General features: G+C 56.7%; 17 protein-coding genes. 10 read left to right on the top strand and 7 right to left on the bottom strand.

Annotated features, from left to right (window positions below):
* Nucleotides 1–17: 17 nt before the first annotated feature.
* From GRX76_RS02165 to GRX76_RS02150, 4 genes are read right to left on the bottom strand one after another with little or no spacing between them, the layout of a single operon-like run.
* Nucleotides 18–1,313, bottom strand: coding sequence for an MFS transporter (locus GRX76_RS02165; protein ID WP_160151796.1), 1,296 nt, complete (start codon nt 1,311–1,313; stop codon nt 18–20).
* 15 nt (nt 1,314–1,328) lie between these two features.
* On the bottom strand, nt 1,329–1,670 hold the full coding sequence (locus GRX76_RS02160; RefSeq protein WP_160151795.1) for a cupin domain-containing protein: 342 nt from the start codon (nt 1,668–1,670) through the stop codon (nt 1,329–1,331).
* An 18-nt stretch (nt 1,671–1,688) separates the two neighbouring features.
* On the bottom strand, nt 1,689–3,908 hold the full coding sequence (locus tag GRX76_RS02155; RefSeq protein WP_160151794.1) for a heparinase II/III family protein: 2,220 nt from the start codon (nt 3,906–3,908) through the stop codon (nt 1,689–1,691).
* A 17-nt stretch (nt 3,909–3,925) separates the two neighbouring features.
* Nucleotides 3,926–6,196, bottom strand: a complete 2,271-nt coding sequence (locus tag GRX76_RS02150) for a chondroitinase-B domain-containing protein (RefSeq protein WP_160151793.1) — start codon at nt 6,194–6,196, stop codon at nt 3,926–3,928.
* Nucleotides 6,197–6,632: 436 nt separating this feature from the next.
* On the opposite strand from GRX76_RS02150, the gene GRX76_RS02145 reads away from it, so the two are divergent.
* A complete protein-coding gene (locus tag GRX76_RS02145; RefSeq protein ID WP_201276888.1) occupies nt 6,633–9,695 on the top strand; it encodes a TonB-dependent receptor in 3,063 nt (1,020 codons plus the stop codon).
* 275 nt (nt 9,696–9,970) lie between these two features.
* Here the strand turns inward: GRX76_RS02145 and GRX76_RS02140 are convergent, their stop codons facing one another.
* Nucleotides 9,971–10,747, bottom strand: coding sequence for a FadR/GntR family transcriptional regulator (locus tag GRX76_RS02140; RefSeq protein WP_160151792.1), 777 nt, complete (start codon nt 10,745–10,747; stop codon nt 9,971–9,973).
* A 392-nt stretch (nt 10,748–11,139) separates the two neighbouring features.
* Here GRX76_RS02140 and GRX76_RS02135 point away from each other — a divergent pair, with 392 nt between their 5' ends.
* Nucleotides 11,140–12,609, top strand: coding sequence for a RimK family protein (locus tag GRX76_RS02135; protein WP_160151791.1), 1,470 nt, complete (start codon nt 11,140–11,142; stop codon nt 12,607–12,609).
* On the opposite strand, the gene GRX76_RS02130 is transcribed toward GRX76_RS02135, so the two are convergent.
* Entirely contained in the window at nt 12,606–13,487 is an 882-nt protein-coding gene (locus GRX76_RS02130) for a LysR family transcriptional regulator (protein ID WP_160151790.1), read from the bottom strand. The genes GRX76_RS02135 and GRX76_RS02130 overlap by 4 nt on opposite strands.
* A 168-nt stretch (nt 13,488–13,655) precedes the next feature.
* On the opposite strand from GRX76_RS02130, the gene GRX76_RS02125 reads away from it, so the two are divergent.
* The 7 genes from GRX76_RS02125 to GRX76_RS02095 all read left to right on the top strand — a co-directional run bounded on the left by GRX76_RS02125 (nt 13,656) and on the right by GRX76_RS02095 (nt 21,139).
* A complete protein-coding gene (locus GRX76_RS02125; RefSeq protein ID WP_160151789.1) occupies nt 13,656–14,432 on the top strand; it encodes a ferredoxin--NADP reductase in 777 nt (258 codons plus the stop codon).
* Nucleotides 14,433–14,809: 377 nt separating this feature from the next.
* Nucleotides 14,810–15,466 (top strand): YqiJ family protein, encoded by a 657-nt coding sequence (locus tag GRX76_RS02120; protein ID WP_160151788.1) that lies wholly within the window; start codon nt 14,810–14,812, stop codon nt 15,464–15,466.
* 45 nt (nt 15,467–15,511) lie between these two features.
* Nucleotides 15,512–17,206, top strand: coding sequence for a flotillin family protein (locus GRX76_RS02115; protein WP_201276887.1), 1,695 nt, complete (start codon nt 15,512–15,514; stop codon nt 17,204–17,206).
* 293 nt (nt 17,207–17,499) lie between these two features.
* Nucleotides 17,500–18,597, top strand: a complete 1,098-nt coding sequence (gene hppD / locus GRX76_RS02110) for a 4-hydroxyphenylpyruvate dioxygenase (protein ID WP_160151787.1) — start codon at nt 17,500–17,502, stop codon at nt 18,595–18,597.
* A 43-nt stretch (nt 18,598–18,640) separates the two neighbouring features.
* Complete coding sequence (locus GRX76_RS02105) at nt 18,641–19,189, top strand: VOC family protein (RefSeq protein ID WP_160151786.1); 549 nt, start codon at nt 18,641–18,643, stop codon at nt 19,187–19,189.
* A gap of 28 nt (nt 19,190–19,217) precedes the next feature.
* Entirely contained in the window at nt 19,218–20,237 is a 1,020-nt protein-coding gene (locus GRX76_RS02100; protein WP_160151785.1) for a fumarylacetoacetate hydrolase family protein, read from the top strand.
* Between the two features lie 107 nt (nt 20,238–20,344).
* Complete coding sequence (locus GRX76_RS02095) at nt 20,345–21,139, top strand: SDR family NAD(P)-dependent oxidoreductase (RefSeq protein ID WP_160151784.1); 795 nt, start codon at nt 20,345–20,347, stop codon at nt 21,137–21,139.
* A gap of 38 nt (nt 21,140–21,177) precedes the next feature.
* On the opposite strand, the gene GRX76_RS02090 is transcribed toward GRX76_RS02095, so the two are convergent.
* Nucleotides 21,178–22,029 carry a carbon-nitrogen hydrolase family protein gene (locus GRX76_RS02090; protein WP_160151783.1) on the bottom strand — a complete coding sequence of 284 codons (852 nt, stop codon included), beginning with the start codon at nt 22,027–22,029 and terminating at the stop codon, nt 21,178–21,180.
* A gap of 235 nt (nt 22,030–22,264) precedes the next feature.
* Here GRX76_RS02090 and GRX76_RS02085 point away from each other — a divergent pair, with 235 nt between their 5' ends.
* Complete coding sequence (locus GRX76_RS02085) at nt 22,265–24,043, top strand: DUF885 family protein (RefSeq protein ID WP_160151782.1); 1,779 nt, start codon at nt 22,265–22,267, stop codon at nt 24,041–24,043.
* The last annotated feature ends 107 nt before the right edge of the window (nt 24,044–24,150 follow it).

The following is a 24,150-nucleotide window of genomic DNA, read 5'->3' as shown; positions in this document are numbered from 1 at the left end:
AACGTTTCTGATCGAACCTAGTTGGTTGCTTCAACGAGTGGCTTTTTTTCCTGCTTGCTGCGCACCGGAGTGATACGCCCCCCGACAAACAGAACCGAGATCAACATCAGCGGTACCAGAGAAGCACCAAGAATGAAGAAGGGAGGGTAGTAGGTCCCATCATTGGTGATGATCGGTACCAACTGAATTGCGGTAATTACGCTGATCACACCAACAGCGCCGCTGATACCGGCGAGACTGGCGACGCTTTTGCCAGAAAAGTAATCGCTGGGCAGCGTCTGGATATTGTTGATGGCCGCCTGGAAGCCGAACAGGATCACAGTGATCAGGGCCAGTGCCGCAGCGGGAGTTGCTGCCACGGTGGTGGCGAGCAGGGCCGGCAGCATGCAGCAACCACCAATAAGAACGGCAAATTTACGGGATTTATTTACGCTCCAGCCATTGCTCATCAGCTTGCCCGACAACCAGCCGCCGAAAAGTGCACCGGCCGCGGCGCCACAGTAAGGAATCCAGGCGGACGCACCGATCGCTTTCACATCAAAGCCGAACTTGTCGTTCAGGTAGAGTGGCAGCCAGGCTACGAACAGCCACCAGATAGGCTCGATAAAGAAGCGCGCGGAAATTACGCTCCAGCTCTGGCGGTGAGACAGCAGTTCGCGCAACGTTGGAACATACTCATCTTCTTCTTTATCCGCGGCAATCTGACCGGACAGAATCAGTTCGCGCTCTTCCGCGGTGATCCAGGGGTGGGCGTCGGGGCCACTCTTGTAGATGATCAACCAGGGCACCAGCCAGATAAACCCGAGCAGCGCGACCACGAGGAAGGTCGCCTGCCACCCCATGAACGCATACAGGAATGCGACCAGCGGTGGGGCAATGATACTGCCTGCAGAGGCGCCGGCGCCGAAGATACCCTGAGCCAGGGCGCGCTCTTTCGCGGGGAACCATTCCGCATTGGCCTTGGTGGCACCGGGCCAGTTGCCCGCCTCACCGAAACCCAGCAGCGTGCGAAAGATACTGAAGGAGGCCACGGACGTTGCCAGTGCGTGCATCGCGATGGAGATGGACCAGACCACGATGGAAAGCATAAAGCCGAGGCGAGTGCCGATGGCGTCAAATACGCGACCAAACACCGCCTGGCCAATAGCATAGGCAATCAGGAATACGCTCATGATATTGGCGTAGTCGTGGCTATCCATGCCGAGGTCATCGGCAATACCTGGCCACATCACGGAAAGAGCGGTGCGATCGATGTAATTGATAATGGTGGCGAGGGCCACCAGGGACACAATGGTCCAGCGTAAGTTTTTCATTATTATTGTCCTGGTTTATTTCTGCAGAAAGTCTTCCCGGTATGGGCTGAATGTATCGAGTAGCACTCCGGCCTTTTTGCACACGGCACCGTGTTCCAGATGTGGCGCTATGTAGAAACTGTCTCCAGCCTTCAGGATTTTTTTACGCCCATCGACCTGTACTTCAAACTCACCGCTTTCCACGTAGCTCACCTGAGTGTGCGGGTGTTTGTGTACATAGCCGATGCTGCCTTCCTCAAACCAGACACGCACAATCATCAGGCTGTTATCGTGACCAAGAATCTGCCGCTTGATACCGCCGCCGAGATCTTCGACTTCAACATCCTGGGCTTGAACAAACGCATCAGTAGCGGGCATAACCGTCTCCGCGGAAAATCAGTTAGTAATTTGGAAGAGTTTTGCGCGGCCAGTGAACTGGTACTTACGGCCGTCATATTCAAAAATGTTTTCGAGTTCTTCTGGCACATTGCTACTGCGGTTGTACGCAAGCAGCTGTGTGGCACCGTTCTTGATGCCGATGGCGATCAGTTCGAGGTCACCGGCCTGCCGATGCTGTAGCGCCTGCACTTGGCTTTCCGCCTCCAGGGTAAATTCCTTGGACGGGTTGTACTCGCCATGGGGCTCCAACACGCTTACAAAGGTATGTGAACGCGCACCATTGCGGCGAGCGATAAAGCCTTTTTCGGAGCGCAGGTTGAAGTTGGGATCGTTGGCGCCCAGCTCGGTGAACAACAGCTCGGTTTTGCCGTCTACCAGGCTGGATTGGGTATAGAAACGGCCGTTGTCGTTCAGCCAGGTGACCTGTGCCAGTCCGGAATCCGGTTTGCCGCGGGCTTTGAGCCAAAGGTGCTGGTAGCCATTGTTGGTACCCAGTGCCTTGAGACTGTCGGTAAAGCCCTGCAACCTGAAATTGGTATCCACCAGCTGGCCGTTGTAGTGCAAAGGAAGGTCCAACTGGTGTTTCTGGCTGGATTCCACACCGAACACATCGATGGCGAAGCTATTGCCGCTCTCCGGGTTGTTAACGAGCGCCAGAGTGCGTTTCAAGCTGACACCGGGATAGGCGGAATCGATTTCTGCCGCACTGATTTTGACCTGGTCATCCGCGTGGAAGAACAGCAACTCAGGATGGTTCCTGTTTGCGATTTTCAGGTTGTTGTCGAAGTGGGAGGTCTCGTCCACCACCACCGTGTTGTGCGCAATGGTCTGCTTGGCCCAGGTTTCGTTTTCTTGCAGATAGCGGCCGCCATTTTTGGCTTCCACATTCAGGAAGCGCGCCGCGCCGTAATCGGTAACGATTTCTTCGCCGCGGTCGTAGAACTGCCAGGTAAGCTTGTCAAAGTGACCGTGGCCCATGCCCTGAGCGGCTGGCTTGAACACTAACGCCTGGTCGCCGTCGGTTTGCTGGCGCAGCACAACCAGTGCGCCTTCGTCGCCGTCCTTTCCATCGCGGAAGGCGAAAGACTTGAACGGGTAAGGCTGTAGTGCGCCGGCGTCGAGTCCCTGCGCAACCTTGAGGCCGTCACCGGACAACAGAATCTGATGCTGTCTGTCGGCGATATCCAGCAGTTGTGGATTGCCGGACTCGCCATAGGCAATGGTGACGCCCAGCACCAGCTCCGAGGTGTCGATGCCTTTACTCTTGATGGCATCGTTGATCGGGAAAAACAGATTGTTGTAGCTGAGCTGGATGGTGGTATCGATGGCCTTCATCACAATGCCATCGCGGTACTTGAAAATGCCCCGTTCCGGCTCGTTGTTTTCGATCGCTTTGGCGAAGGTGACAAATGGCATCAGCGCGTAGCGCTGGTAGTAGGGACCTTCGTTGTAGTAGCCATCCGGTGAGAACAGGGTGTTCAGCTGGCGAAGGAAGCCACCCTTGCCGGACTTGTCCAGGTCGAGGAGCGCCTGCTCAACCCACTCTGGCTCGTCCAATACATAGCCCGCCATACCCACTCCGGCGGTCAACCAGGTGCCGTGGTTATGCACCTTGTTGAAGGTGGCCGGGGATTCTACGGAAAGAAATTTAGCCACCGGGCGCAGCGCACCCTGTTCGATTTTTTCTGCTTCTGCATTGGACAATGAAGGGCGAATCAGATCGTAGGCCTGGATGGTGTACACCAGCCAAACCGCTTCATTCAGGCTCTGCCAGAACAGCTTGCCGGGATTTTCTGCCCCCGGGCGACGCTTGGGATGGAGCGGCAGGGTAGGGTACAGATCGGCATAAGCCAGCAGCATATCCCGCACGCGTTCCGCATATTTGGGATCTTCGGTAATCTGATAAAGCACGCCAGCGTTGTACATCAGCTGATAGTTCTTTTTGTGCTGCTCGTGGGTATAGCCTCCACCCGCGTCGGTGGGCACTGGTACCGCCAGTGGCACTTGCAGCGCATGGTCTACCGCTGATTTGGACGCGAGAAATGCGCTGCGAAAGCGACCGGGTTTTGCTACCGCGCCTTGCATGGCATCCACGTCTGCGGCGTCGATCACCAGGTTGGGATGTTCAACGGCAAGTCCCGACAATGGAGCCATTGCCAGCACCGCGACGGCGGCGGACAGAGCTTTACGCTGGTTAAAGAAAAATTTACCAAACATGAGCGTGCTTCTACTGATCAATTCGTGACTTCGTTATTGGCGAGGACGGCGGTGTGTGGTCCCTCTGCCACGAGTTCGGTCACCTCCGGCAGGGGCGCCTTGAAGAACTGGTTATTGGCAATGCGCGTTACCGGTTCGCCCACAGTGTGTTCCACCACAATACCGGCACTGTTTTGCATGCGGTTATCCTGAATATCCGCTACCTGGGTGCCATGCAGTTTGATCAGCGCCTGCGCTTTGTTGCGCTTTCCATTACCGGAATCAATGACGACGTTTTTGCTGAAGTCGATGTGTGGACCGAAGGTGCTTTCATCGGTACCGCCCCGGTACAGATCGACCAGGGCGCCCTGGACCTGATCAAAGGTATTGCCGGTCACGGCTACATATTCTGCGTTGTAAATTCCCAGGTCGTCCTGCTCTTTATTGAGCTTGAGCAGGTCGCCGGTGATATTTTTAAAGAGGTTGTTGCTCAGGCTGATGCGATCGGCAAAGGCGCGATGCCCGGAGTCAAAGAAGTGATAGGAGTGATTGATATCCAGATTTTCCACGCGGCTGTTGCTCATGGAAAAACGGTAGTTCTTCAGCATGCCCCATACCGCAGTACGGATCAGGGTATTGCCCGCATTGTCCGGGCTGCTGGCACCGGAGATCACCAGGCCATCCAGTGACAGGCTGCCGCCGTCCTGGATTTCGAACATCACCGGACGCTCGCTGGTGATGGTCGCTTTGCCAGGGTTTTTCGCCTTGATGGTCAACGTTTTGGTCACATCCAGACGCTTGCGCGCGTTGTAAGTGCCATTTTCCAGCATCAGTGTATCGCCATCTGCGGCGCCAGCGATGGCATTGAACAGGGCATCTTCGCCGGGGTATACGCGGATTGTTTTACCGCTATCAAAGGGCGTAACCGGCTCGGACTTTGGGTACCAGGAGACACCGGTCATTTCTTTAGTGGTGACGGTCAGGTCTTTACTCGCGCCTTTGCTCGCAGCCGCGCTATCGATCGGATAGAGGAGGCCGTTCTTGGCGCGCTGCAATTTGCCGACGCCTTTGTTGATCCCGCCGTGGATGTTTTCATCCACAAAACCGTTGGAAACATTGTTGGCAAAGGTAATGCCGGAGATATCGTCGAATACCGAAAATGGCGATTTCCCATTGTTGGTATAGAAAATATTGTCGGAAATCGTCGAATCCTTCGGAACCGCGCTGCGTTCCTGGTCACTACCTGCCGCCAGGTAAATATGCTCCACATTAATGAAACTGTTGTGCTCTATCTTGGCGTTCACTACCTGGTGGTAGCGGTTGATGGGAGAGTTGGGAACACCGTTCATCACGGTGAACCCGCTCCCAAACCGATAGCCTGTGAGACCTTCGAGATAGTTGTTGCGAATTACCTGATCCGCATTGATGACACGGATACCGCCGGTGTGGTCCACGCCGTTGCCCAGGAATATGTTGCCTTCTATCAGGTTACCGTTGCCGTGACGCATGGTCAGGGTGCCGCGGGACTCATAAAAGGTGTTGTTGCGCAGAATATTCTTGCCGGATTTGACGGAGATGATTTCCACCTCGCCGTCACAGCGGTCAAAGAAATTGTTTTCGACCAGGGTCATGGAGTCGGTCAGTGAATAGTGGCTGGTGCCGATGCGCAGGGTTTCACCGCCATTGGAACCGAGCACCGGGCGCGGGCCGAAATAGTTGTGGTCGATACGGTGGCGGTTTTCCTGGCTTTGTTCACTGTCCAGTCGCACCGCCATGGTCACGCCTTTGTTGCTTTTACCGGCGAGGTGACTGTGGTCGAAGCGGTTGTTCTTACCGTAAATCCCAACCCAGTAATCGGATTCCATGCGCTCAGGCTTGCTGAAGTCTTCAATGACGACTTCCGTCACTCGGGAATGATTGGCGAGGTGATCCTTATTGCGACGGAAAGAGATGACTTCACTGCTCGGGGTGTGACCGTGTTTAAACACCAGTCCGGAAACCACCAGGTGATCCCCTGCCAGGCGCAGGTTGGACTGACCGCTCAGGATTACTTTGCCTTTCTCTTCCGCAGTTAGCGTAATCGGGTTTCCTTTTTCACCGTTTCCGGTGAACAAAATTTCAAAATCTTTCCAGACGCCATTCGCCAGTCGCACGCTGTCGCCAGCTTCAAGTTTCTTGGCAACCTTCGCGTACTCCTGCTGGTTGTGCACCAGGAATTCCGCGGCGGAAGCCTGGACACAGAACAGGGACGCCTGTCCGCAGGTAAGTAGTGTGGCGGCCAGCAATGGTTTGATTCCTGAAGCTCTCATGATCACCTGCGTTGTTTTTCTGGGGTTCGGTATTGCGAGCGCGACCTTCTCATCTGCACCAACTCGGGGCACTCGGTAGGGTCGTCGCGTTATTATTGGGCCAGACTAAATTGGTCAAAAATAATTGTCAACCAATCGGGTTAACCAGTTGCCTTGGGTTTTTTGTGCCCTATTGGTGCGTTCTGCAAAATATTTCCATAAATCGCATAAAAAGCGAACAGGGGTCAGTCCAAAATGTGAAGTTTTTATGGAAATTGGTTGACTGGCCTGTGGGCGGGTGAGAGTTTGTGTGGGCCAGATCGCGGGCGGCCGGCCAAATCGGTTGTCACTGGTCAAAAGGCTGACAACAAAAAACCGCGAGATGAGCGATGAAGAAGGCGCCAACATGGGGCGCCCTTGTTACTATCAACTAGCGCAGACATCCTTGGGGGTAATCATGCGTGATAATAATAAAGACGCGAGAGATGTAATGGCGAATGAGAAAACGTTTAAGAAGTCGCTTCTGGTAAGCGCAATTGCTGCAGTGACTTATGTTGGTTATGTAGGTGCTGTTCAGGCGCAGGAAGCGGCTACGGCAGTATCCGACCAGGCGCTGGAAGAAGTTGTGGTAACCGGTACCCGCGCCACCATCCAGAGCACCATCGATATCAAGCGCAGCTCCACCACCATTGTCGACGGCATGTCGGCGAATGAAATCGGTGATCTGCCAGCTCTGTCCATCGGTGAAGCCCTGGAGTCCGTTACCGGCGCTTCCTCTCACCGTGAAAACGGTGGTGCTACCGAAATCTCCATCCGTGGTATGGGTCCCTACCTGAGCGCGACAACATTCAACGGCCGCGCGGCGACCAATGGTAGTGGTGACCGTTCGGTTAACTTCTCTCAGTTCCCGTCGGAGCTGATGAATAAAATTGCAATCTACAAGACCCAGGACGCCAGTCTGATCGAAGGTGGTGTAGCGGGCCTGATTGCACTGGAAACCCTGAAGCCGCTGGAGTACGGCGAGCAGCGTATCCAGATTGATACCAAGGCCAATATCAACCCGAACCAGGCGGATATCGAGGATCCGATGGCGGGCGATATTGGTTTCCGCGGAACCGCGAGCTATGTCGACCAGTTCGAATTCGACAACGGCATGGCATTCGGTATGTCCCTCGGCTACGAGAAAAGTGACATTTCCCAGCCCGAATCCGAAATGCGCTCATCCAGTCCGAGCGGCACTTCCCTGTTCGCCTGCCTGAATGATCCCAACAACACGACCGAAGGTTTTTACCGCGGTTCTTCTGGTGACTGTGAAGACCAGATTGGTGGCTCCAGCAACCAGGGCTACAACACCTCCGTTGATCCGGAGACTGGCAAAGCGGTGAGCAACGGTACGCCTTATGCATTTGCCCCCAGCTCCAACGGTTATCGCCAGAACGATACTGCCGACGAGCGCGAGGCGGTATTTGTTGCCTTCCAGTTCCAGCCTAATGATAAAACCGATATCAATTTCGACCTGCAGCAGTCTGAGCGACTGCAGTCCGAGCAGCGCCACGATCTGAACTTTGCCAACATGAAGCGGGTAACCCCGGGGGTTACGGCGGAAAGTCTGGTGGTTTCGGATACCGGTACCATTTTGGAATGGGCGGGCGAGACAGCCATCGAGTCGAATAGCGAAACCTATTCCCGTTTGGAAGACTACCTGGGTTACGGCCTGAACGTGTCCTACGCGTTTACCGATAACCTGACGGTGTCTGCAGATTACTCCTTCTCTGAAACCACGCGGGAAGAAAAGCAGATACTGTTGCGCACCCAGTCTGACAACGACGATATTTACGGCGAAGATTCCTCTTACCGTCCCATGGTCAGCTGGGACATGGATTCAGAAATCCGCCAGTACACCGTGACCGGTTTTGATGTCACCGATCACACGCTCTTCTCCGATGCTTATCGTATTCGTATCGATAACGATGTGGATCGCCGCAATACCAGTGAAGCTTTCCGCACGGATTTCGATCTGAATGTTAATGGCAGCTTTATTACCGGCGTGAAAGGCGGCCTGCGCTTTTCTGAACTGGAATATGTGGACCTGGGTTCTGCGCGTGACGAGTTCAGCGTTAGCCGTGGATCGGAAGAGGGCGCGGCCGCGATTGCGGCAATGAACGAAGCCTGTGCCATCGCCTTCCCGGAAAGCGATTTCATGAATGCCGAGAGCACCGGCAGCCTGGTCACCACGGTAGATGAAAACGGCAATGTAATTGGTCGCACCAATGAGTGGGCAACCTTCGACACGGCTTGTGTTGCGGACATGCTGCTCTCATATATGGGTGAAGGCTTTGCTTATCCGGAACTGGAGCAGAAAAGTGCGAACCTGACCGATGTAACCGAGACCACCACAGCCGCTTATGTGATGGCTGACTTTGACAGTGCATTGGCCGGTACCCCGGTACACGGAAACTTTGGTGTGCGTTTGGTACAGACGGAAGTGGAGTCTGTTGGTTATCGCACGCCTTACACCATCATCACCAACGATGATGGCACCTATGCCATGGAAGAAGTGGAAGGTGCTGATCTGGAACGTGTAACCGCCGGTGGCGATTACACCGAACTACTGCCGAGTTTCAACCTGGTTGCCGAAATTACCGAGGATGTACAGCTTCGCGGTGCGATCTTCCGCGGTCTGTCACGTCCTGACCCATCCGACCTGGGTTACCGACGCACTTTCGACACCAACGGTTCCGACGATATCGTGGATATTGCCGACTTGCTGGACGGTGTGAACGGTGACGGCAACCCGAACATGAAGCCGCTGACGTCCTGGAACTTCGATACTGCGGTTGAATGGTTCCCGAACGACGACACCATGTTGGCCTTCGGTATTTACCACAAGCGCTTCCAGGGCGGTTTTGAAACTGCGCAGATTACGGAATTCTTCGAGGTGGATGGTCAAACTATCCCGGCTGATTTCAACATCACTCGCACCGATGATGACACCAGTGCACTGACCGGTTTCGAAATGACCGCTACCCACCGCTTTTCCTACCTGCCTGGCTACCTGAGCGGTCTGGGTATGAAAGCGAGCTACAACTTTGCCGACTCTGACTTCGAGTTCGAAGACAGCCTTTATGGCGATTCCGTAGTGCTGAATGATGCAGGTGAGGTGGTTTCCGAAAACATCGGTATCGTCGCACCTGGCAACCTGCCGGGTTTCTCTGAGCATGTATTCTCCGGTCAGCTGTACTACCAGATCGGTGACCTCGACACGAGCCTGATCTACAAGTACCGCAGCGAATACTTCCAGCCGTACACTTCTGACGGCACTCGCCTGCGCTATGTGGGTGATACTGGTGTTTGGGAAGCGAAGGCATCCTACCAGCTCACCGATAACGTGAAGCTGAGCCTCGAGGCCATCAACCTGTTTGATGAGCCGAAGAAGCAGTACTTCTTCACCCGCGACAATCTGGGTGAGTTGAATAGCTATGGACCGCGTGTATTCCTCGGCTTGAAAGCCAAGTTCTAAGCGCTATCCAGAGCTCGATACCCGGGGCTTTGTGCCCCGGGCAAGGGCGAGCCTGCAACGCCAATCTTCGGAAGGTGGAGCAGGTTCTTCGGTTTGTTTGATTGATTGTCTCTTCTCCATCCGAACAGGTGCCGCCTGTCGGACACGATTTGCCCACCTTGTGTGGGCTTTTTTATGCGTGAAATTTGCCGTGAACCAATCGGGCAATAAAAAAGGCCATATAACCTTTCCGTCATATGGCCTTTATGTCCAGCTTGTATGTCCTGCTTGGGCAATCAGAAACCGGAAGATTCGCCCAGTCGGTCGATGGAAAAACGTTTGCGGCGTTCGGAAACTTCCCGGCGCACCACTTCCACCGCTTTTGCCTCGGAGGCATCGTGCAGTGCATTCAGCGAGCGGCTGAAATGCATGCGCATGGCTTTGCGTGCAGCGATTGGATCGTGACTTTCGAGCGCCTGCAAAATAGCTTTGTGTTCCGCCAGGCGTTTTTGCCCATCTTTCTTGCACACATTCTTGTGTACCGTCTGGATATCCGGCGAGTGCTCCTGGATATCCCACAGCTTATCGATAGTGCTCATCAGTACCCGGTTGTTGGTGGCCCGGGAAATGACTTCGTGAAACTTGCGGTCAGCGCGTTCCGATGTGAGGTTTCCCTCCTCGTTTTCGCGCACCATGTCCCGGTAGGCCAGGCGCAGATCTTCCAGCTGTTCTTCGGTGATCATGGTCGCCGCCAGCGCCGCCAGCTCTCCCTCGATCAAAACCCGTGCTTCGGTCAGTTCAAACGGACTGAAATCCTTGCTGTCGGCAAAGGAGTTTACCGGTTCGATCACGTAAACCCCGGAGCCGGTGCGCACTGCCACCCGGCCCATCACTTCCAGCGCAATGATTGCTTCGCGAATGCTGGGGCGGCTGACATCAAACATTTCCGACAATTCGCGCTCGGAAGGCAGGCGCACCCCGGGAGGGTATTCGCCACTGTCCAACAGGGTCAGCATCTTCTCGACCACCTGCTGATAAATGCGGCGGCCGTTTCCTACAAATTCGGTCTTCATAAGAGTCTTCTACCGGTATTTCTGGCGGGCCCAGGCAGGCCCGAATACTCGCTTTCGAGTCTAACATAATTGGTCTTACAGGCAATGGTCATTGGTATGATGGCTGATGGTGATAGCTGGGGGTAATGGCTACCCGGAGGGACGTCCCCAGGCGGCTTGGCAGGGGCCTCCAGATGGCGCGGCGTAGCTGAGCGTGACTTGGCTGCAGCCCTTGCGCCGCGGGGCCTACAGAGATTCGGAAATAGGCAAAAATAGTATTAGTCAGCGGGACAGATTTCTTCTATCTTTCGCCTATTCGGCGGGCAAATCCTGACCGCCCATACACCCATAGTTTCAGTCTCATTCTTCCCTTCATTGCCACCCGGCAAACCACCGAGGCGCTTCATCTATACATGTCCCAGGTCCTGATTGTGATCGACGAGCCCGACGACTGGGCTCCCTACTACCCCAGCGAGCGGGTAATTACCTTTGCCGACTACCTGGCCCTGCCGGCGCGCCAGCAGCAGCGGGTGCGGGTGATCAACCTCTGTGCCAGTTACGACTACCGCAGTGAGGGCTATTACTGCTCACTGCTGGCGGAGGCGCGCAGCCACAATGTGTTGCCGAGTGTGCGCACCCTGAATGACCTGGCTCTGCCGCAGCTGTACAAACTGCAGTTGTCCCAGGCGATTCCGGCGCTGGCCAAGCTGCCGTTGCCGGCAGAGGGTTCCGAGCGGGTGGTGAAGTCTTATTTCGGCCGCTGTGCGGATCCTGCGCTGCAGCCGCTGGCGCGCGCGCTGTTCGACCGCTTTGCCTGTCCGGTACTGGAGATCCATCTGCAGGCGAATCCCCAGTGGGAAATCGTCGAGCTGAAGATCTGTTCCCACCGCGACCTGAATGAGGCGGAGGAGACCGAGTTCGCCGAGGCGCTGGATAATTTCAGTAACAAGGTGTGGCGCCAGCACAAGAAGCCCAGCAACACCCGCTACGACCTGGCGATTCTAGTGAATCCGGAGGAAAAGCTGCCGCCGTCCGATGGCGCCGCGATCAAGAAATTCGTCAGTGCCGGGCGCGAACTGGGTCTGTCGGTAGAGCTGATTGGCCCCGGGGACTACATGCGCCTGTCGGAATTCGACGCGCTGTTTATCCGCGAGACCACGGCGATTGACCACCACACCTATCGTTTCGCCAAGAAAGCCGAGGCGGAAGGGCTGGTGGTACTGGACGACCCCACCAGTATTCTGCGCTGTACCAACAAGATCTATCTGGCGGACCTGTTCAGCAACAACAAGGTACCGGCACCGCGCACCTGTATTCTGCGCCGCGGCGATGAAGAGAGTCTCAAGTCCGCACTGGCGGAGCTGGGGCTGCCGATGGTAGTGAAAATCCCCGACGGTTCTTTTTCCCGCGGTGTGGTGAAGGTGCACTCGGAAGAGGAGCTGCATACCAAGCTGGACGAACTGTTTGCGGAATCCAGCCTGCTACTGGCCCAGGAGTTCCTGTACACGGAATTCGACTGGCGCATCGGTGTGCTGGACAACAAACCTTTGTATGCCTGCCGCTATTACATGGCGAAAAACCACTGGCAGATCTATAACCACGGCAGCAAAAAAACCGTGAGTGGCGGCTTCAGCACCCTGCCGACCTTTGAAGTACCCAAGCCGGTACTGCAGGCGGCACTCAAGGCGACCAAGCCCATCGGCCGTGGTTTCTACGGGGTGGATGTGAAGGAATCCGCGGGCAAAGGTTATGTGATCGAGGTGAATGACAACCCGTCCATCGACAGCGGCGTTGAGGATCAGTACCTGGGCAAAGAGCTCTACCGACTGATTCTTCAGGAATTCATCCGCCGCCTGGATGTGCGCAAGGCGGGCCAGGATTAAGGCATCTGCCGGCAGAGTTCCAGCCAGCGTTCGATACCGGCGCTGCGGTACTTCTGCCGGTGCAGGGCGAAGTAAAATTCGCGGCGGAAATCCCGCTGGGGTACCGGTAGCTCCACCAGCGCGCCGCGTTTGAAGGCGTCGGTGAGGGAGACCCGGGACAGGCAGCTGATCCCGAGTCCCGCTTCCACCGCACGTTTGATCGCCTCGGTGTGCTGCAGCTCCAGCCGGATATTCAGTTCCGGCAGCAGCCCCGCCAGTGCGCGATCAAAGGTCTGGCGGGTGCCGGAGCCTGTTTCCCGCAGTATCCAGGTGGCCTCGCGCAGGTCCTCGTCGCTCAGCTGCGGTCGCGTGACCAGTGGGTGATCCGGCGCGCAGAACACCACCAGCTCGTCGTCCCGCCAGGGGATCATCTCCAGGTCCGGGTGATTCAGCTCCCCCTCAATCAACCCCAGATCCAGCTCGAAATTCAATACGCCCTGGGCGATGGCCGCGGTGTTGGCCACTTCCAGCTCTACCCGTGCACCCGGTTGCTGTTCCATATAGTTGGCCATGATGCCGGCGGCGAGGTAGTTACCAATGGTCAGGGTGGCGCCGATCTTCAGGCGTCCCAGGTCGCCGTGGGCCTGCAGGGTGGCTTCCAGTTCCCGCGCCCGTTCCAGCAATTCCTCTGCCCGCGGCCACAACTGCCGCCCCAGTTCATTCAACTGCAGACGCTTGCCGGTGCGCTCGAACAGGCGCAGGTCAAACTGTTGTTCGAACTCCTTGAGTGCGGTGGAGGCGGCGGATTGCGACATGCTCAGGCTCTCGGCCGCACGGCTGACATTCTGGAAGTGGGCGCAGGCGAGAAATACCTCGAGCTGACGCAGGGAGTAGCGCATGGGCAAGACCTTTTAACTGAGCATATCCGGACTTCTCTGGCCTCGAGGCCAGAAATACAGTTATCAATAAAATAGATAACGAATATCGAAATATCCCATTTTGCCAATAGATAAGCCAGCGCTAGAATTCACCCAGCAAAAAGGTCAGGAATAAGTGGTTCTATTGTTATGTCAAATTTGAATAAGGAAACCGTGCTCGAGGTCCATCACTGGAACGACACCCTGTTCAGTTTCAAGACCAGCCGCGATCCCGGATTCCGCTTCGAAAACGGCCATTTCACCATGATCGGCCTGGAGCAGCCCAACGGTCGCCCGCTGTTGCGCGCCTATTCCATTGCCAGTGCCAACTATGAAGACGAGCTGGAGTTTTTCAGCATCAAGGTGCCGGACGGCCCCCTGACCTCCCAGCTGCAGAAGATCAAACCCGGTGACGAGATTTTCGTCAGCCGCAAACCCACCGGTACCCTGGTGGCGGATCACCTGCTCCCGGGCAAGCGCCTGTGGCTGCTCTCTACCGGTACCGGGCTGGCGCCGTTTATGAGCATCATCAAGGATCCGGATGTGTACGAGCGTTTCGATCAGGTGATCCTCACCCACGGCGTGCGCTTCAAATCCGAGCTGGCCTACCAGGATTACATCGAAAAGGAACTGCCGGAACACGAGTACTTTGGCGAGATGGTGCGCGAAGGGCTGCTGTACTACCCCACGGTCACCCGCGAGCCCTACCGCAACAACGGTCGTCTCACCGACCTGATGCTGTCCGGCAAGATGTTCAGCGACCTGGGCCTGCCCAAGCCGAATGTGGAAGAAGACCGCTTTATGCTGTGCGGCTCCCCGGCGATGCTGAAGGACCTGACCAACATCCTCGACGACTGGGGCTTTAAAGAGACCCGCGCTGGCGTTCCCCACGAGTATGTGATCGAGCGGGCGTTTGTAGAGAAATAATCGCCCTTAGCGGTCTCTGGAGACAGTCTCTGGAGACAGGGCAGCGGCGTCGGTACTTTGAAGGAAGTCGTGCGATGGATTTGCGCAAGGAAAGAAAAGGCTTTCTGCCAGTTTAAAGTGTCGACCCCGGTGCCCTGTCACGACAGTGCCGGGACCATCCAGTGAGGCAGGATAACCCTGTATTGATAACCACCTTCGGGTGGTTTTTTTATGCCTGAAATTCCCGCGATTAACCGTTTGTAATGCGGTGTGATTGACCGCCATCCCCACGCTCGGTAATTTGGAGGCATTGCGCTGAAAGCTGCGCAGGGAATACAGGACAAAAACGGATCACACCATTGATCACACAACGATAAAAAACCGCCCACGGAGGGCCGATGGAATTTCTACTGCAAGACGGCAACCAGCTGTTTACCGGCGCCCTGGTGCTGATGCTGATGATCGCGCTGCTCGAAGGCGTGATGCTGCTGATCGGCGCCGGCCTGTCCGACCTGCTGGATAACCTGCTGCCGGATATGAACATCAACACCGACGCACCCACAGCCAGCACCACTGGCGGACTCACCAAGCTGCTGGGCTGGCTGCGCTTCGGCGAGGTGCCGGCGCTGATTCTGCTGGTGGCCTTCCTGGTAACCTTCGGTGTCACTGGCCTGCTGCTGCAAATGCTCAGCGAAGCCCTTCTCGGCAGCCTCCTGCCCACCTGGATGCTGGCACTTCCGGTAGTGCTGCTGGCGCTACCCCAGGTGCGGGTGTTTGGCAGGGTACTGCGCTTTCTGGCTCCCGGAGACGAAACTCAGTCGGTGAGCCGCGATACCTTCGCCGGGCGCACCGCAGTCATCACCGTTGGTCGGGCCGAGGTCGGTTCCCCGGCGGAAGCGCGCTTTAGCGATGAATTCGGTACCAACCACTATGTCATGGTGGAGCCCTATGAAGAGGGAGAAACCTTTTCCCAGGGGCAGCAGGTTGTCCTGGTGGAAGAACAGGGAGCACGTTTTCGGGCAATCAGGCCCGCCGGACAAATCGCTGCCGAATAAAAATACACTCTTAAAAAACGTTAAAACATCTCGGAGAAATAACCAGTGATCCAGAATCTTTCCAGTATCGCGATCATGGCAGGAGCTGTGCTCGTTGGCCTGATTGTGATCGGCACCATTTTCGCGCGACTGTATACCCGTGCATCCAAGGAGCGCTCCTTTGTGCGCACCGGTATGGGCGGGCAGAAGGTCATCATGAACGGCGGTGCCCTGGTGCTGCCCGTACTCCACGAAATCATCCCGGTCAACATGAATACCCTGCGCCTTGCGGTTTCGCGCAAGGAGCACCAGGCGTTGATTACCAAAGACCGCATGCGCGTGGATGTGCTGGCCGAATTTTACCTGCGGGTGAAACCGGATAACGATGCCATCGCCAATGCGGCGCAGACCCTCGGTATCCGCACCCTGGATCCGGAAGCGCTGAAGGACATGATCGAGGGCAAATTTGTCGACGCCCTGCGCTCGGTGGCGGCGGAAATGGAAATGGCGGAACTGCACGAGCAGCGCAGCCAGTTTGTACAGAAGGTACAGCAGGTGGTGTCCGAAGACCTGCTGAAAAACGGTCTGGAACTGGAGTCCGTATCCCTGACCGGCCTCGACCAGACCCATAAAGAATTCTTCAACCAGGACAATGTGTTCGACGCCGAAGGTCTTGCCAGCATGACCCGTTCCATCGAGGCCCGCCGCAAAGAGGTCAACGATGTCGAGCAGGAAACCCGCATCCAGATAGAAACCAAAAACCTGGAAGCCGAGCGCCAGCGTCTCGAAATCGAAAAAGAGAAGCGCTACGCCTTCCTGGAGCAGCAGCGCGAACTGGAAAACCGCGAAGCGGCACAGAAAGCGGATATGGCGCGGGAGACCGCCGCCCAGGAGCGCGCGGCACGCCAGGCAGAGATCGAGGCCCAGCGCGAAGTAGACCAGTCACGCATCGCCGCCGAGCAGGCCACCCGCCTGCTGGAAATTGAAAAGGAAAAGCGCCTGCAGGAGCAGGAAATCGAGCGCGAGCGGATTCTCGACGAGCAGCGGATTTCCAAACTGAAATCCGTGGAAATCGCCGAGCAGGAGCGCGCCATTGCGGTTGCGGAAAAATCCAAGGAACAGTCCGTTGCCGACCAGCAGGCCAACGTGGCCCGGGCCGAGGCGGTGAGAGCGGAAGAACAGGTGCGCACCGCCAAGGACGTGGAAGTGGCCGAGCGTGACAAGCGCATCGAAATCATCGAAGCGCAGAAAGAAGCCGAGCGCCAGGCAACCGGCATCAAGGTCGCCGCCGAAGCGGAAAAAGCCGCCGCGGAAGACAAGGCCGAGGCCCTGCGTCTGCAGGCAAGCGCCGAAGCGGAAGCCGTGCGCATCAAGGTCGAGGCCGACCGCGAGAAATATGCGGTGGACGCGGAAGGTCAGCGCCTGATGAACGAGGCCATGAACAGCCTGAGCGAAGCGCAGATCGCCCTCAAGCGTGTACTCAGCCTGCACGAGCACCTGCCGGGTATCGTGCGCGAGAGCGTGCGGCCGCTGGAAAAAATCGAGGGGATGAAAATCATCTCCGTCGAGGGTCTGAATGGCGTCGGTGGCCGTGCCAGTGGCGGCATTATGGACGCGGACGGCGAGTCCAGAAGCCAGAGCCTGCCGGAAGCGCTGGTGGGCAGTGCCCTCAAGCACCGCGCCATGGCACCGCTGGTGGACTCCCTGCTGAAAGAGGCGGGTGTGGGCGACCTGAGCAAGATCGCCGAGACCGAAGCCTGAGAGGCCGTCAACTGACGACACCGGGGCGCGCAATGCGCCCCGGTACTGCTTGTAACATGCATTTTTGAACTCGCGCCGCCTGTTCAGTCACCTTTCCTGATCCCATTTCCCGTGCTATGCCCTATCACTAAGGGGGCAGGAAGAGTCCCCGAAAGATCCCGCCTCTTGACATTGGTTACATGCGTAACTAAATTCGTTGCGCTTGAAACCATTATTGGTTTCCCCAAGACCGCCGTCGCCACGAGCGACGCCGCCGAGTCATCAATAAAAGAGTCCTATTAACGGAGGATCACATGGCCGATTTGTTTGAGAACCCCATGGGCCTGGACGGCTTCGAGTTCGTTGAATTCACTGCGCCGGAGAAGGGTATTCTGGAGACTGTTTTCGAGGCCATGGGCTTCACCAAGGTTGCCCGCCACCGCACCAAAGACGTGGAACTGTGGCGCCAGGGTGATATCAACTTCATCACCAATTACGAGAAAGGCAGCCACGCTGATTACTACGCCCGCGAGCACGGTCCCTCTGCCTGTGGCCTGGCGTTCCGCGTCAAGGACGCGACCCTGGCCTACAACAGCGCCATCGAGAAGGGCGCGCAGCCGGTAGAAGTGGAAACCGGCCCGATGGAACTGCGCCTGCCGGCGATCAAGGGTATTGGCGGTGCCACCCTGTACCTGATCGACCGCTACAAGGAAGGCGAAACCATTTACGACATCGACTTCCACTGGCTGGAAGGCGTCGACAAGCACCCGGAAGGCTGCGGCTTCCACACCCTGGATCACCTGACCCACAACGTCTACCGCGGCCGCATGGATTACTGGGCCAAGTACTACGAAGATCTGTTCAACTTCCGTGAAATTCGCTACTTCGACATCAAGGGTGAGTACACCGGTCTGCTGTCCAAGGCGATGACCGCGCCGGATGGCAAGATCCGCATCCCGCTGAACGAAGAGGCCGCCGGTGGTGGCGGTCAGATTGAAGAATTCCTGATGAAGTACAACGGTGAAGGTATCCAGCATATCGCCTTCGCCTGTGACGACCTGGTGGCCTGCTGGGATCGCCTGAAAGCGCAGGGCATGCAGTTCATGACCCCGCCGCCGGAAACCTATTACGACATGCTGGAAGAGCGCCTGCCGGGCCACGGTGAGCCGACCGAAGAGCTGAAAGCCCGCGGTCTGCTGCTGGACGGTTCCACCGAGGGTGGCCAGCCGCGCCTGCTGCTGCAGATCTTCTCTGCCAATATGCTGGGCCCGGTATTCTTCGAGTTTATCCAGCGCAAGGAAGACGAAGGCTTCGGCGAAGGTAACTTCAAGGCGCTGTTCGAGTCCATCGAGCGCGATCAGCTGAAGCGCGGCGTGATTGGCGATAAAGCCAAGGGCGAAGACGCGGCCTGATCGGCGGCGAGAAACTCAAGAAAAACTCAAAAGGGGGCCTATCATGGCGATTCAACGCATTCACCACGTGGCCTACCGTTGCCGCGATGCCAAGGAGACCGTGGAGTTCTACCGCGACCTCCTGGGCATGGAATTCCAGCTCGCGATTGCCGAAGACAAGGTGCCCTCCACCGGGGCACCGGATCCGTACATGCACGTGTTCCTCGATGCGGGGCAGGGCAATGTACTGGCATTTTTTGAGCTGCCCAATTCTCCGGACATGGGCCGCGATGAAAATACCCCGCAGTGGGTACAGCACATCGCGATGGAAGTGGAGAGCATGGACGAGTTGCTGGCAATGAAGCAGAAACTCGAAGATGCCGGTGTCGACGTACTCGGTCCCACCGATCACACCATTTTCAAATCCATCTATTTCTTCGACCCGAATGGTCACCGCATCGAACTCGCCGCCAATACCGCCAAGCCCGGTATGCACAAAGAGTTGAAGCGCGTCGCCGAGGATATGCTGGAAGAGTGGTCCCGCACCAAGAAGGCGCCGCGCCACGCGGCCTGGATGCACGGTGACGCAGAGTTCAAGGCACTCGATCCGTAAACCAAATTATTGTTAAGAGGAAGGCACAGTGAAGTTAGCCAGCCTGAAATCCGGCCGCGATGGCCAGCTTGTGGTGGTCAGTGATGACCTCACCCGCATGGTATCCGCCACCGAAATCGCACCGACCCTGCAAAGTGCACTGGACGACTGGGCAGAAAAATCCGCACAGCTCGAAGCACTGCAGCAAAAACTCAGCAGTGGCGAAATCGAAGGCGAAGCCTTCGATCAGGCCAAGTGCCACTCGCCGCTGCCGCGCGCTTACCACTGGGCCGATGGCTCCGCCTACGTGAACCACGTGGAGTTGGTGCGCAAGGCGCGCAACGCGGAAATGCCGGAAAGTTTCTGGACCGATCCGCTGATGTACCAGGGTGGTTCCGATACCTTCCTGGCGCCGCGCGAGCCGGTGAAGATGCCGCAAAGCGAAGGCTTCGGTATCGACTTTGAAGCGGAAATCGCGGTAATTACCGATGACGTTCCCATGGGCGTTTCCCCGGAAGATGCGCTGAAGCACATCAAACTGGTAATGCTGGTTAACGATGTTTCCCTGCGCGGTCTGATCCCGAACGAACTGTCCAAGGGTTTCGGTTTTTACCAGTCCAAACCCTCCAGCGCTTTCTCGCCGGTGTGTGTGACCCCGGCGCAACTGGGTGATCACTGGAAAGCGGGCAAATTGCACCTGCCGCTGGTGTCCGAACTGAACGGTGAAAAATTCGGTGAGCCCAATGCGGGTATCGATATGACCTTCCACTTTGGTCAGTTGATTGCGCACGCCGCCAAAACCCGCCCACTGGGCGCCGGCACCATTATCGGTTCCGGCACCGTGTCGAATAAACTCGACGGCGGCCCCGGCAAGCCGGTGAAGGAGGGCGGTGTCGGCTACAGCTGTATCGCCGAGATACGTATGATCGAAACCATTCAGGAAGGCAAACCGAGTACTTCCTTTATGCAGTTCGGCGACAGGATCGCGATCGAAATGCTGGACGGTAACGGCCAGTCAATATTCGGGCGCATCGAGCAGGTTGTCGAGCAGATAGTCGAGCAGGCATAAGCCGAGCTTCAAAAAGGCCACTCACCGAGTGGCCTTTTTTGTATCTGTTTCCACACTACTATTGTCGATCAGTGTTTGACGGCTGAGTGACTATTGGAGGCATGGAAATGGATCTTGGGCTCGCAGGAAAACTGGTATTTGTCAGCGGCTCCACCAAGGGGATTGGCCGAGCCATAGCCATAGCGCTGTTGCAGGAAGGCGCTCGGGTGATCATTAACGGCCGCTCCGGTAGCGACGCTGTTGCAGAAGATTTAAAGCGTTTCGGCGATGTGCTGGCGATCGATGGTGACCTCGCCGACGTTGAGGATTCCGCCCGTATCTGCAGGGAAATCGATGGCTGCGGCACGCTGTCGGTACTGATCAACAACATGGGGATATTCAATCCCAAACCGTTCGCAGAAATTAGCGACGACGAGTGGCGCCATTTTTTGGACGTCAATGTCATGAGCACCGTGCGCCTCTGCCGCCACTACTTTCCGAAAATGCTGGAGCAGGACTTCGCGCGCATTATTAATATATCCAGCGAGGCGGGAATACGCGGACTGGAGAGCATGGTGCACTATTCGGTCACCAAAGGCGCGCAGCTGGTCCTGGGGCGTGGTCTGGCAAACCTGACCCGAGGCAGCGGCAAAAATATAACGGTGAACTGCGTGCTGCCAGGCCCCACTCTTACCGATGGCGTCAGTACCTGGCTGAAAGAAAGCGCCCAGGTTCAGGGAAAAAGTGAGGACGAATTCGTACGTGACTTTTTCAAGGAAACCGAACCGGATTCACTGCTACAGCGATTTATCAAACCGGAAGAAATTGGCTCGGTGGTTGCCTTTATCGCTTCACCTCTGAGCGCCGCGATCAACGGCGCGAGTATCAAGGCTGAAGGCGGTTTGATTAAAAACATTGCCTGAGCGCTTTATCATTTTATCGCTTGTCAGCTAGGGGCCCGTTACAGCCGCCGCATGGACAGCAGCGGCATATTGCGCCGGACCTTTTCCAGCTTCTCAGCGCTCAGGGTTGCGGTGATTACCGCTTCCCCCTCACCGGCTTCGGCCAGCACATCACCCCAGGGGTCGATAATGACCGAGTGTCCCCAGGTGCGCCTCTTCGCCGAGTGCTGTCCGCCCTGATTTGCCGCAATCACATAGCAGCCGTTTTCAATTGCGCGGGCTTTCAGCAGTGTCAGCCAGTGCGCCTGCCCGGTAGTGTGGGTGAAGGCCGCCGGTACCACTAATATCTCCGCACCGGCCGCGGCCAGCTGTCGGTACAGCTCGGGGAAGCGCAGATCAAAACAGATGCTCAGGCCCAGCTGCCCCCAGGGAGTGGTTGTGACACAGGGCGTCTCGCCGGGCTCGATACTGCGGGACTCGCGATAGCTGCCCGCGGCATCTTCGACTTCTACATCGAACAGGTGCATCTTGTCATACCGCGCTCGCAGGGTGCCGCTGTCATCGTACAGCAGGCACGCGGAGCGGCTGCGCTTGCCCTCTGTGGGGCTGCCATCCGCGCGTTCCAGCAGCGGGATGGCACCAGAAAGAATCCATAGCCCCAATTCCCGCGCCCACTGCTGAAGGGCATATTGAATGGGCGCTACTGTGGCACTGGTATCGCCACTTTGTGCAAAGGGTTCGGCTGCGGAAAAACTCCCGCTATCGGACAGGTGCGCGAAATTTTCTGGCAACAGTATGAGTTGCGCACCGCGCTCGGCGGCCTCCCTCAACAAGGCGTATGCCCGCTCCAGATTCTGCGGCACCGAGTCACCACTGACCATCTGGATAGCGCCAACACAAAGATCTTTCATTCACAGCTCCCCCGAGTTCGAAGTGGCGCCCGCAGGGGCTGGTTCATGCGCGATTTTAGAACGGCCGATTTTGCGACAGAAGCACCAGGTTGCCCGCTAGCTTGCCATAGGATAATACCGCCATCGTGGTAAGGTGTAGGACTCGTGACGCTGAAAATCGGACGTCATCGGATTCAACAACCACCTAGTATCCTCTGTATTTTCTGCACCCCACCCGAAGCTGGAGACCTGCTCAATGGCAATGAGGCCTATCCGTTTTCTGTTATCCATCTTAATCACAAGCTGGCTTATGGTGCCGGCGGTACAGGCTGCCACGGCCGCAGAGCAACTGCAGGCGGTCATCGATGATCACTGGCAATACAGTCTGCGGGAAGACCCGATTACCGCCAGCCGCATGGGGGAGCAGGGCTATGCCGACCGGCTGCCCGGTGTCTCCGAGAAAGACCGCGCGCGCCGCCTGCGGGCGGAGCAGCAATTTGTCGACCGGCTCAATGCGATCGATGGCAAGCAGCTGAATGAATCCCAACGGGTCAACAAAGACCTGCTTACCTGGGTGCTCAAAAATTCCATCGAGGCCAATGAGCAGTACCTGGACCGCATTCCGGTCAATACCTTCTACAGTTTCTGGAGTTCGGCACTGGATGCCAGCAGCGGCCTCAATATGCCCAAGGTGTCCGATTACGAGGATTACATCGAGCGCATCCAGGATTTCGGCCGCTACTTTGACGAGAACCTGGTCAATATGCGCGCGGGGGTAAAAGACGGTTTTGTGCTGCCAAAAATCGTTGTCGAGGGGATCGCACCCACCCTGCGTGCCCAGGTTTATGACGACCCGATAAAAAGCAGTCTCTACGAGCCGTTCAAAAATTTGCCGGATAATTTTTCCGATGCCGACAAGGTCCGTCTGCAACAGGCCGGTGCCGCCGCCATTAAGGAGCAGGCGATTCCCGCATTCGATCGCGTAGCAACCTTCCTTGAAGGCGACTATATGAACGCCGCTAGCGAGTCGCTCGCCGCGGAAGATCTGCCCGGCGGCAAGGAATACTACCGGCACGCGATCAAAACCTATGTCACCATGGATATGGATCCGGCGGAAATTCACCAGATTGGCCTCGCGGAAGTAAAGCGTATTCGCGGTGAAATGGATGCGTTGATTGCGCAGCTGAAAAAAGAAGGAAAATTCGACGGTAATTTCGCGGAGTTCACCGAGTTCCTGCGTACCGACCCCCAGTTTTACGCGCAGACCCCGCGGGAACTGCTGAAAGAAGCCTCTTATATCGCAAAACGCATCGACTACCGGCTGCCGGAATTTTTCGGCAAGTTGCCGCGTCTCCCCTACGGCGTGGTGCCGGTACCGGACGAAATCGCCCCCAATTACACCACCGCCTCATACAACCCGGCGGCCATCGGCGGTACGCGCGGTGGCGCCTACTGGGTAAATACCCACGCCCTCGACCAGCGCCCGCTGTACGAACTGGTGGCACTCACACTGCATGAAGCAGTACCGGGCCATCACCTGCAGGGTGCCCTGTCCCAGGAACTGGAGAACGTACCCGACTTCCGCCGTAACCTGTACCTGAGTGCGTATGGTGAGGGCTGGGCCCTGTACACCGAGCGACTCGGTGTGGAAATGGGGGTGTATGAAAATGCCTACCAGCAGTTCGGTCGCCTGAGTTATGAAATGTGGCGCGCTGCGCGCCTAGTGATCGATACCGGTATCCACTCCCAGGGCTGGACCCGCCAGCAGGCACTGGCTTTCCTCGCCGACAACACCTCACTCTCGCAAGCGAATGTGCGCGCCGAGGTCGACCGCTATATCTCCTGGCCGGGGCAGGCGCTGTCGTACAAGATGGGTGAGATCAAGATTCGCGAACTGCGCGCGAAAGCGGAGAAAGCGCTGGGAGACCAGTTTGATCTGCGCGCCTTTCACGATGCGGTGCTTGCCAACGGCGCCCTGCCGATGGAAATGCTGGAAGTACAGATGAATCGCTTTATCGCCCAATCCAAACAATAATTATCAGCGGCCCCGGCATTAATTGTCGGGGCCGGATAGCCTTGTTTTTATCAACATTCCCCGCTGATTAGCCACCCTTAAATCGAACGATTTATCCAAATTAATTC

Origin of the sequence: Microbulbifer sp. ALW1 (assembly GCF_009903625.1) — a bacterium.
Classification (GTDB): Bacteria; Pseudomonadota; Gammaproteobacteria; order Pseudomonadales; family Cellvibrionaceae; genus Microbulbifer.
Note: the sequence above shows the minus strand (reverse complement) of the source record. Positions and strands in the feature narration are given on the sequence as shown.

Excerpts from the sequence above, each read along its gene's own strand:
- GRX76_RS02140 (WP_160151792.1), bottom strand. The coding sequence starts at position 10,747 with ATGAAGACCGAATTTGTAGGAAACGGCCGCCGCATTTATCAGCAGGTG.
- GRX76_RS02090 (WP_160151783.1), bottom strand. The coding sequence starts at position 22,029 with ATGAAAGATCTTTGTGTTGGCGCTATCCAGATGGTCAGTGGTGACTCG.
- GRX76_RS02105 (WP_160151786.1), top strand. The coding sequence starts at position 18,641 with ATGGCGATTCAACGCATTCACCACGTGGCCTACCGTTGCCGCGATGCC.
- GRX76_RS02085 (WP_160151782.1), top strand. The coding sequence starts at position 22,265 with ATGGCAATGAGGCCTATCCGTTTTCTGTTATCCATCTTAATCACAAGC.
- hppD (WP_160151787.1), top strand. The coding sequence starts at position 17,500 with ATGGCCGATTTGTTTGAGAACCCCATGGGCCTGGACGGCTTCGAGTTC.
- GRX76_RS02145 (WP_201276888.1), top strand. The coding sequence starts at position 6,633 with ATGCGTGATAATAATAAAGACGCGAGAGATGTAATGGCGAATGAGAAA.
- GRX76_RS02135 (WP_160151791.1), top strand. The coding sequence starts at position 11,140 with ATGTCCCAGGTCCTGATTGTGATCGACGAGCCCGACGACTGGGCTCCC.
- GRX76_RS02155 (WP_160151794.1), bottom strand. The coding sequence starts at position 3,908 with ATGTTTGGTAAATTTTTCTTTAACCAGCGTAAAGCTCTGTCCGCCGCC.
- GRX76_RS02120 (WP_160151788.1), top strand. The coding sequence starts at position 14,810 with ATGGAATTTCTACTGCAAGACGGCAACCAGCTGTTTACCGGCGCCCTG.
- GRX76_RS02165 (WP_160151796.1), bottom strand. The coding sequence starts at position 1,313 with ATGAAAAACTTACGCTGGACCATTGTGTCCCTGGTGGCCCTCGCCACC.
- GRX76_RS02130 (WP_160151790.1), bottom strand. The coding sequence starts at position 13,487 with ATGCGCTACTCCCTGCGTCAGCTCGAGGTATTTCTCGCCTGCGCCCAC.
- GRX76_RS02095 (WP_160151784.1), top strand. The coding sequence starts at position 20,345 with ATGGATCTTGGGCTCGCAGGAAAACTGGTATTTGTCAGCGGCTCCACC.
- GRX76_RS02160 (WP_160151795.1), bottom strand. The coding sequence starts at position 1,670 with ATGCCCGCTACTGATGCGTTTGTTCAAGCCCAGGATGTTGAAGTCGAA.
- GRX76_RS02125 (WP_160151789.1), top strand. The coding sequence starts at position 13,656 with ATGTCAAATTTGAATAAGGAAACCGTGCTCGAGGTCCATCACTGGAAC.
- GRX76_RS02150 (WP_160151793.1), bottom strand. The coding sequence starts at position 6,196 with ATGAGAGCTTCAGGAATCAAACCATTGCTGGCCGCCACACTACTTACC.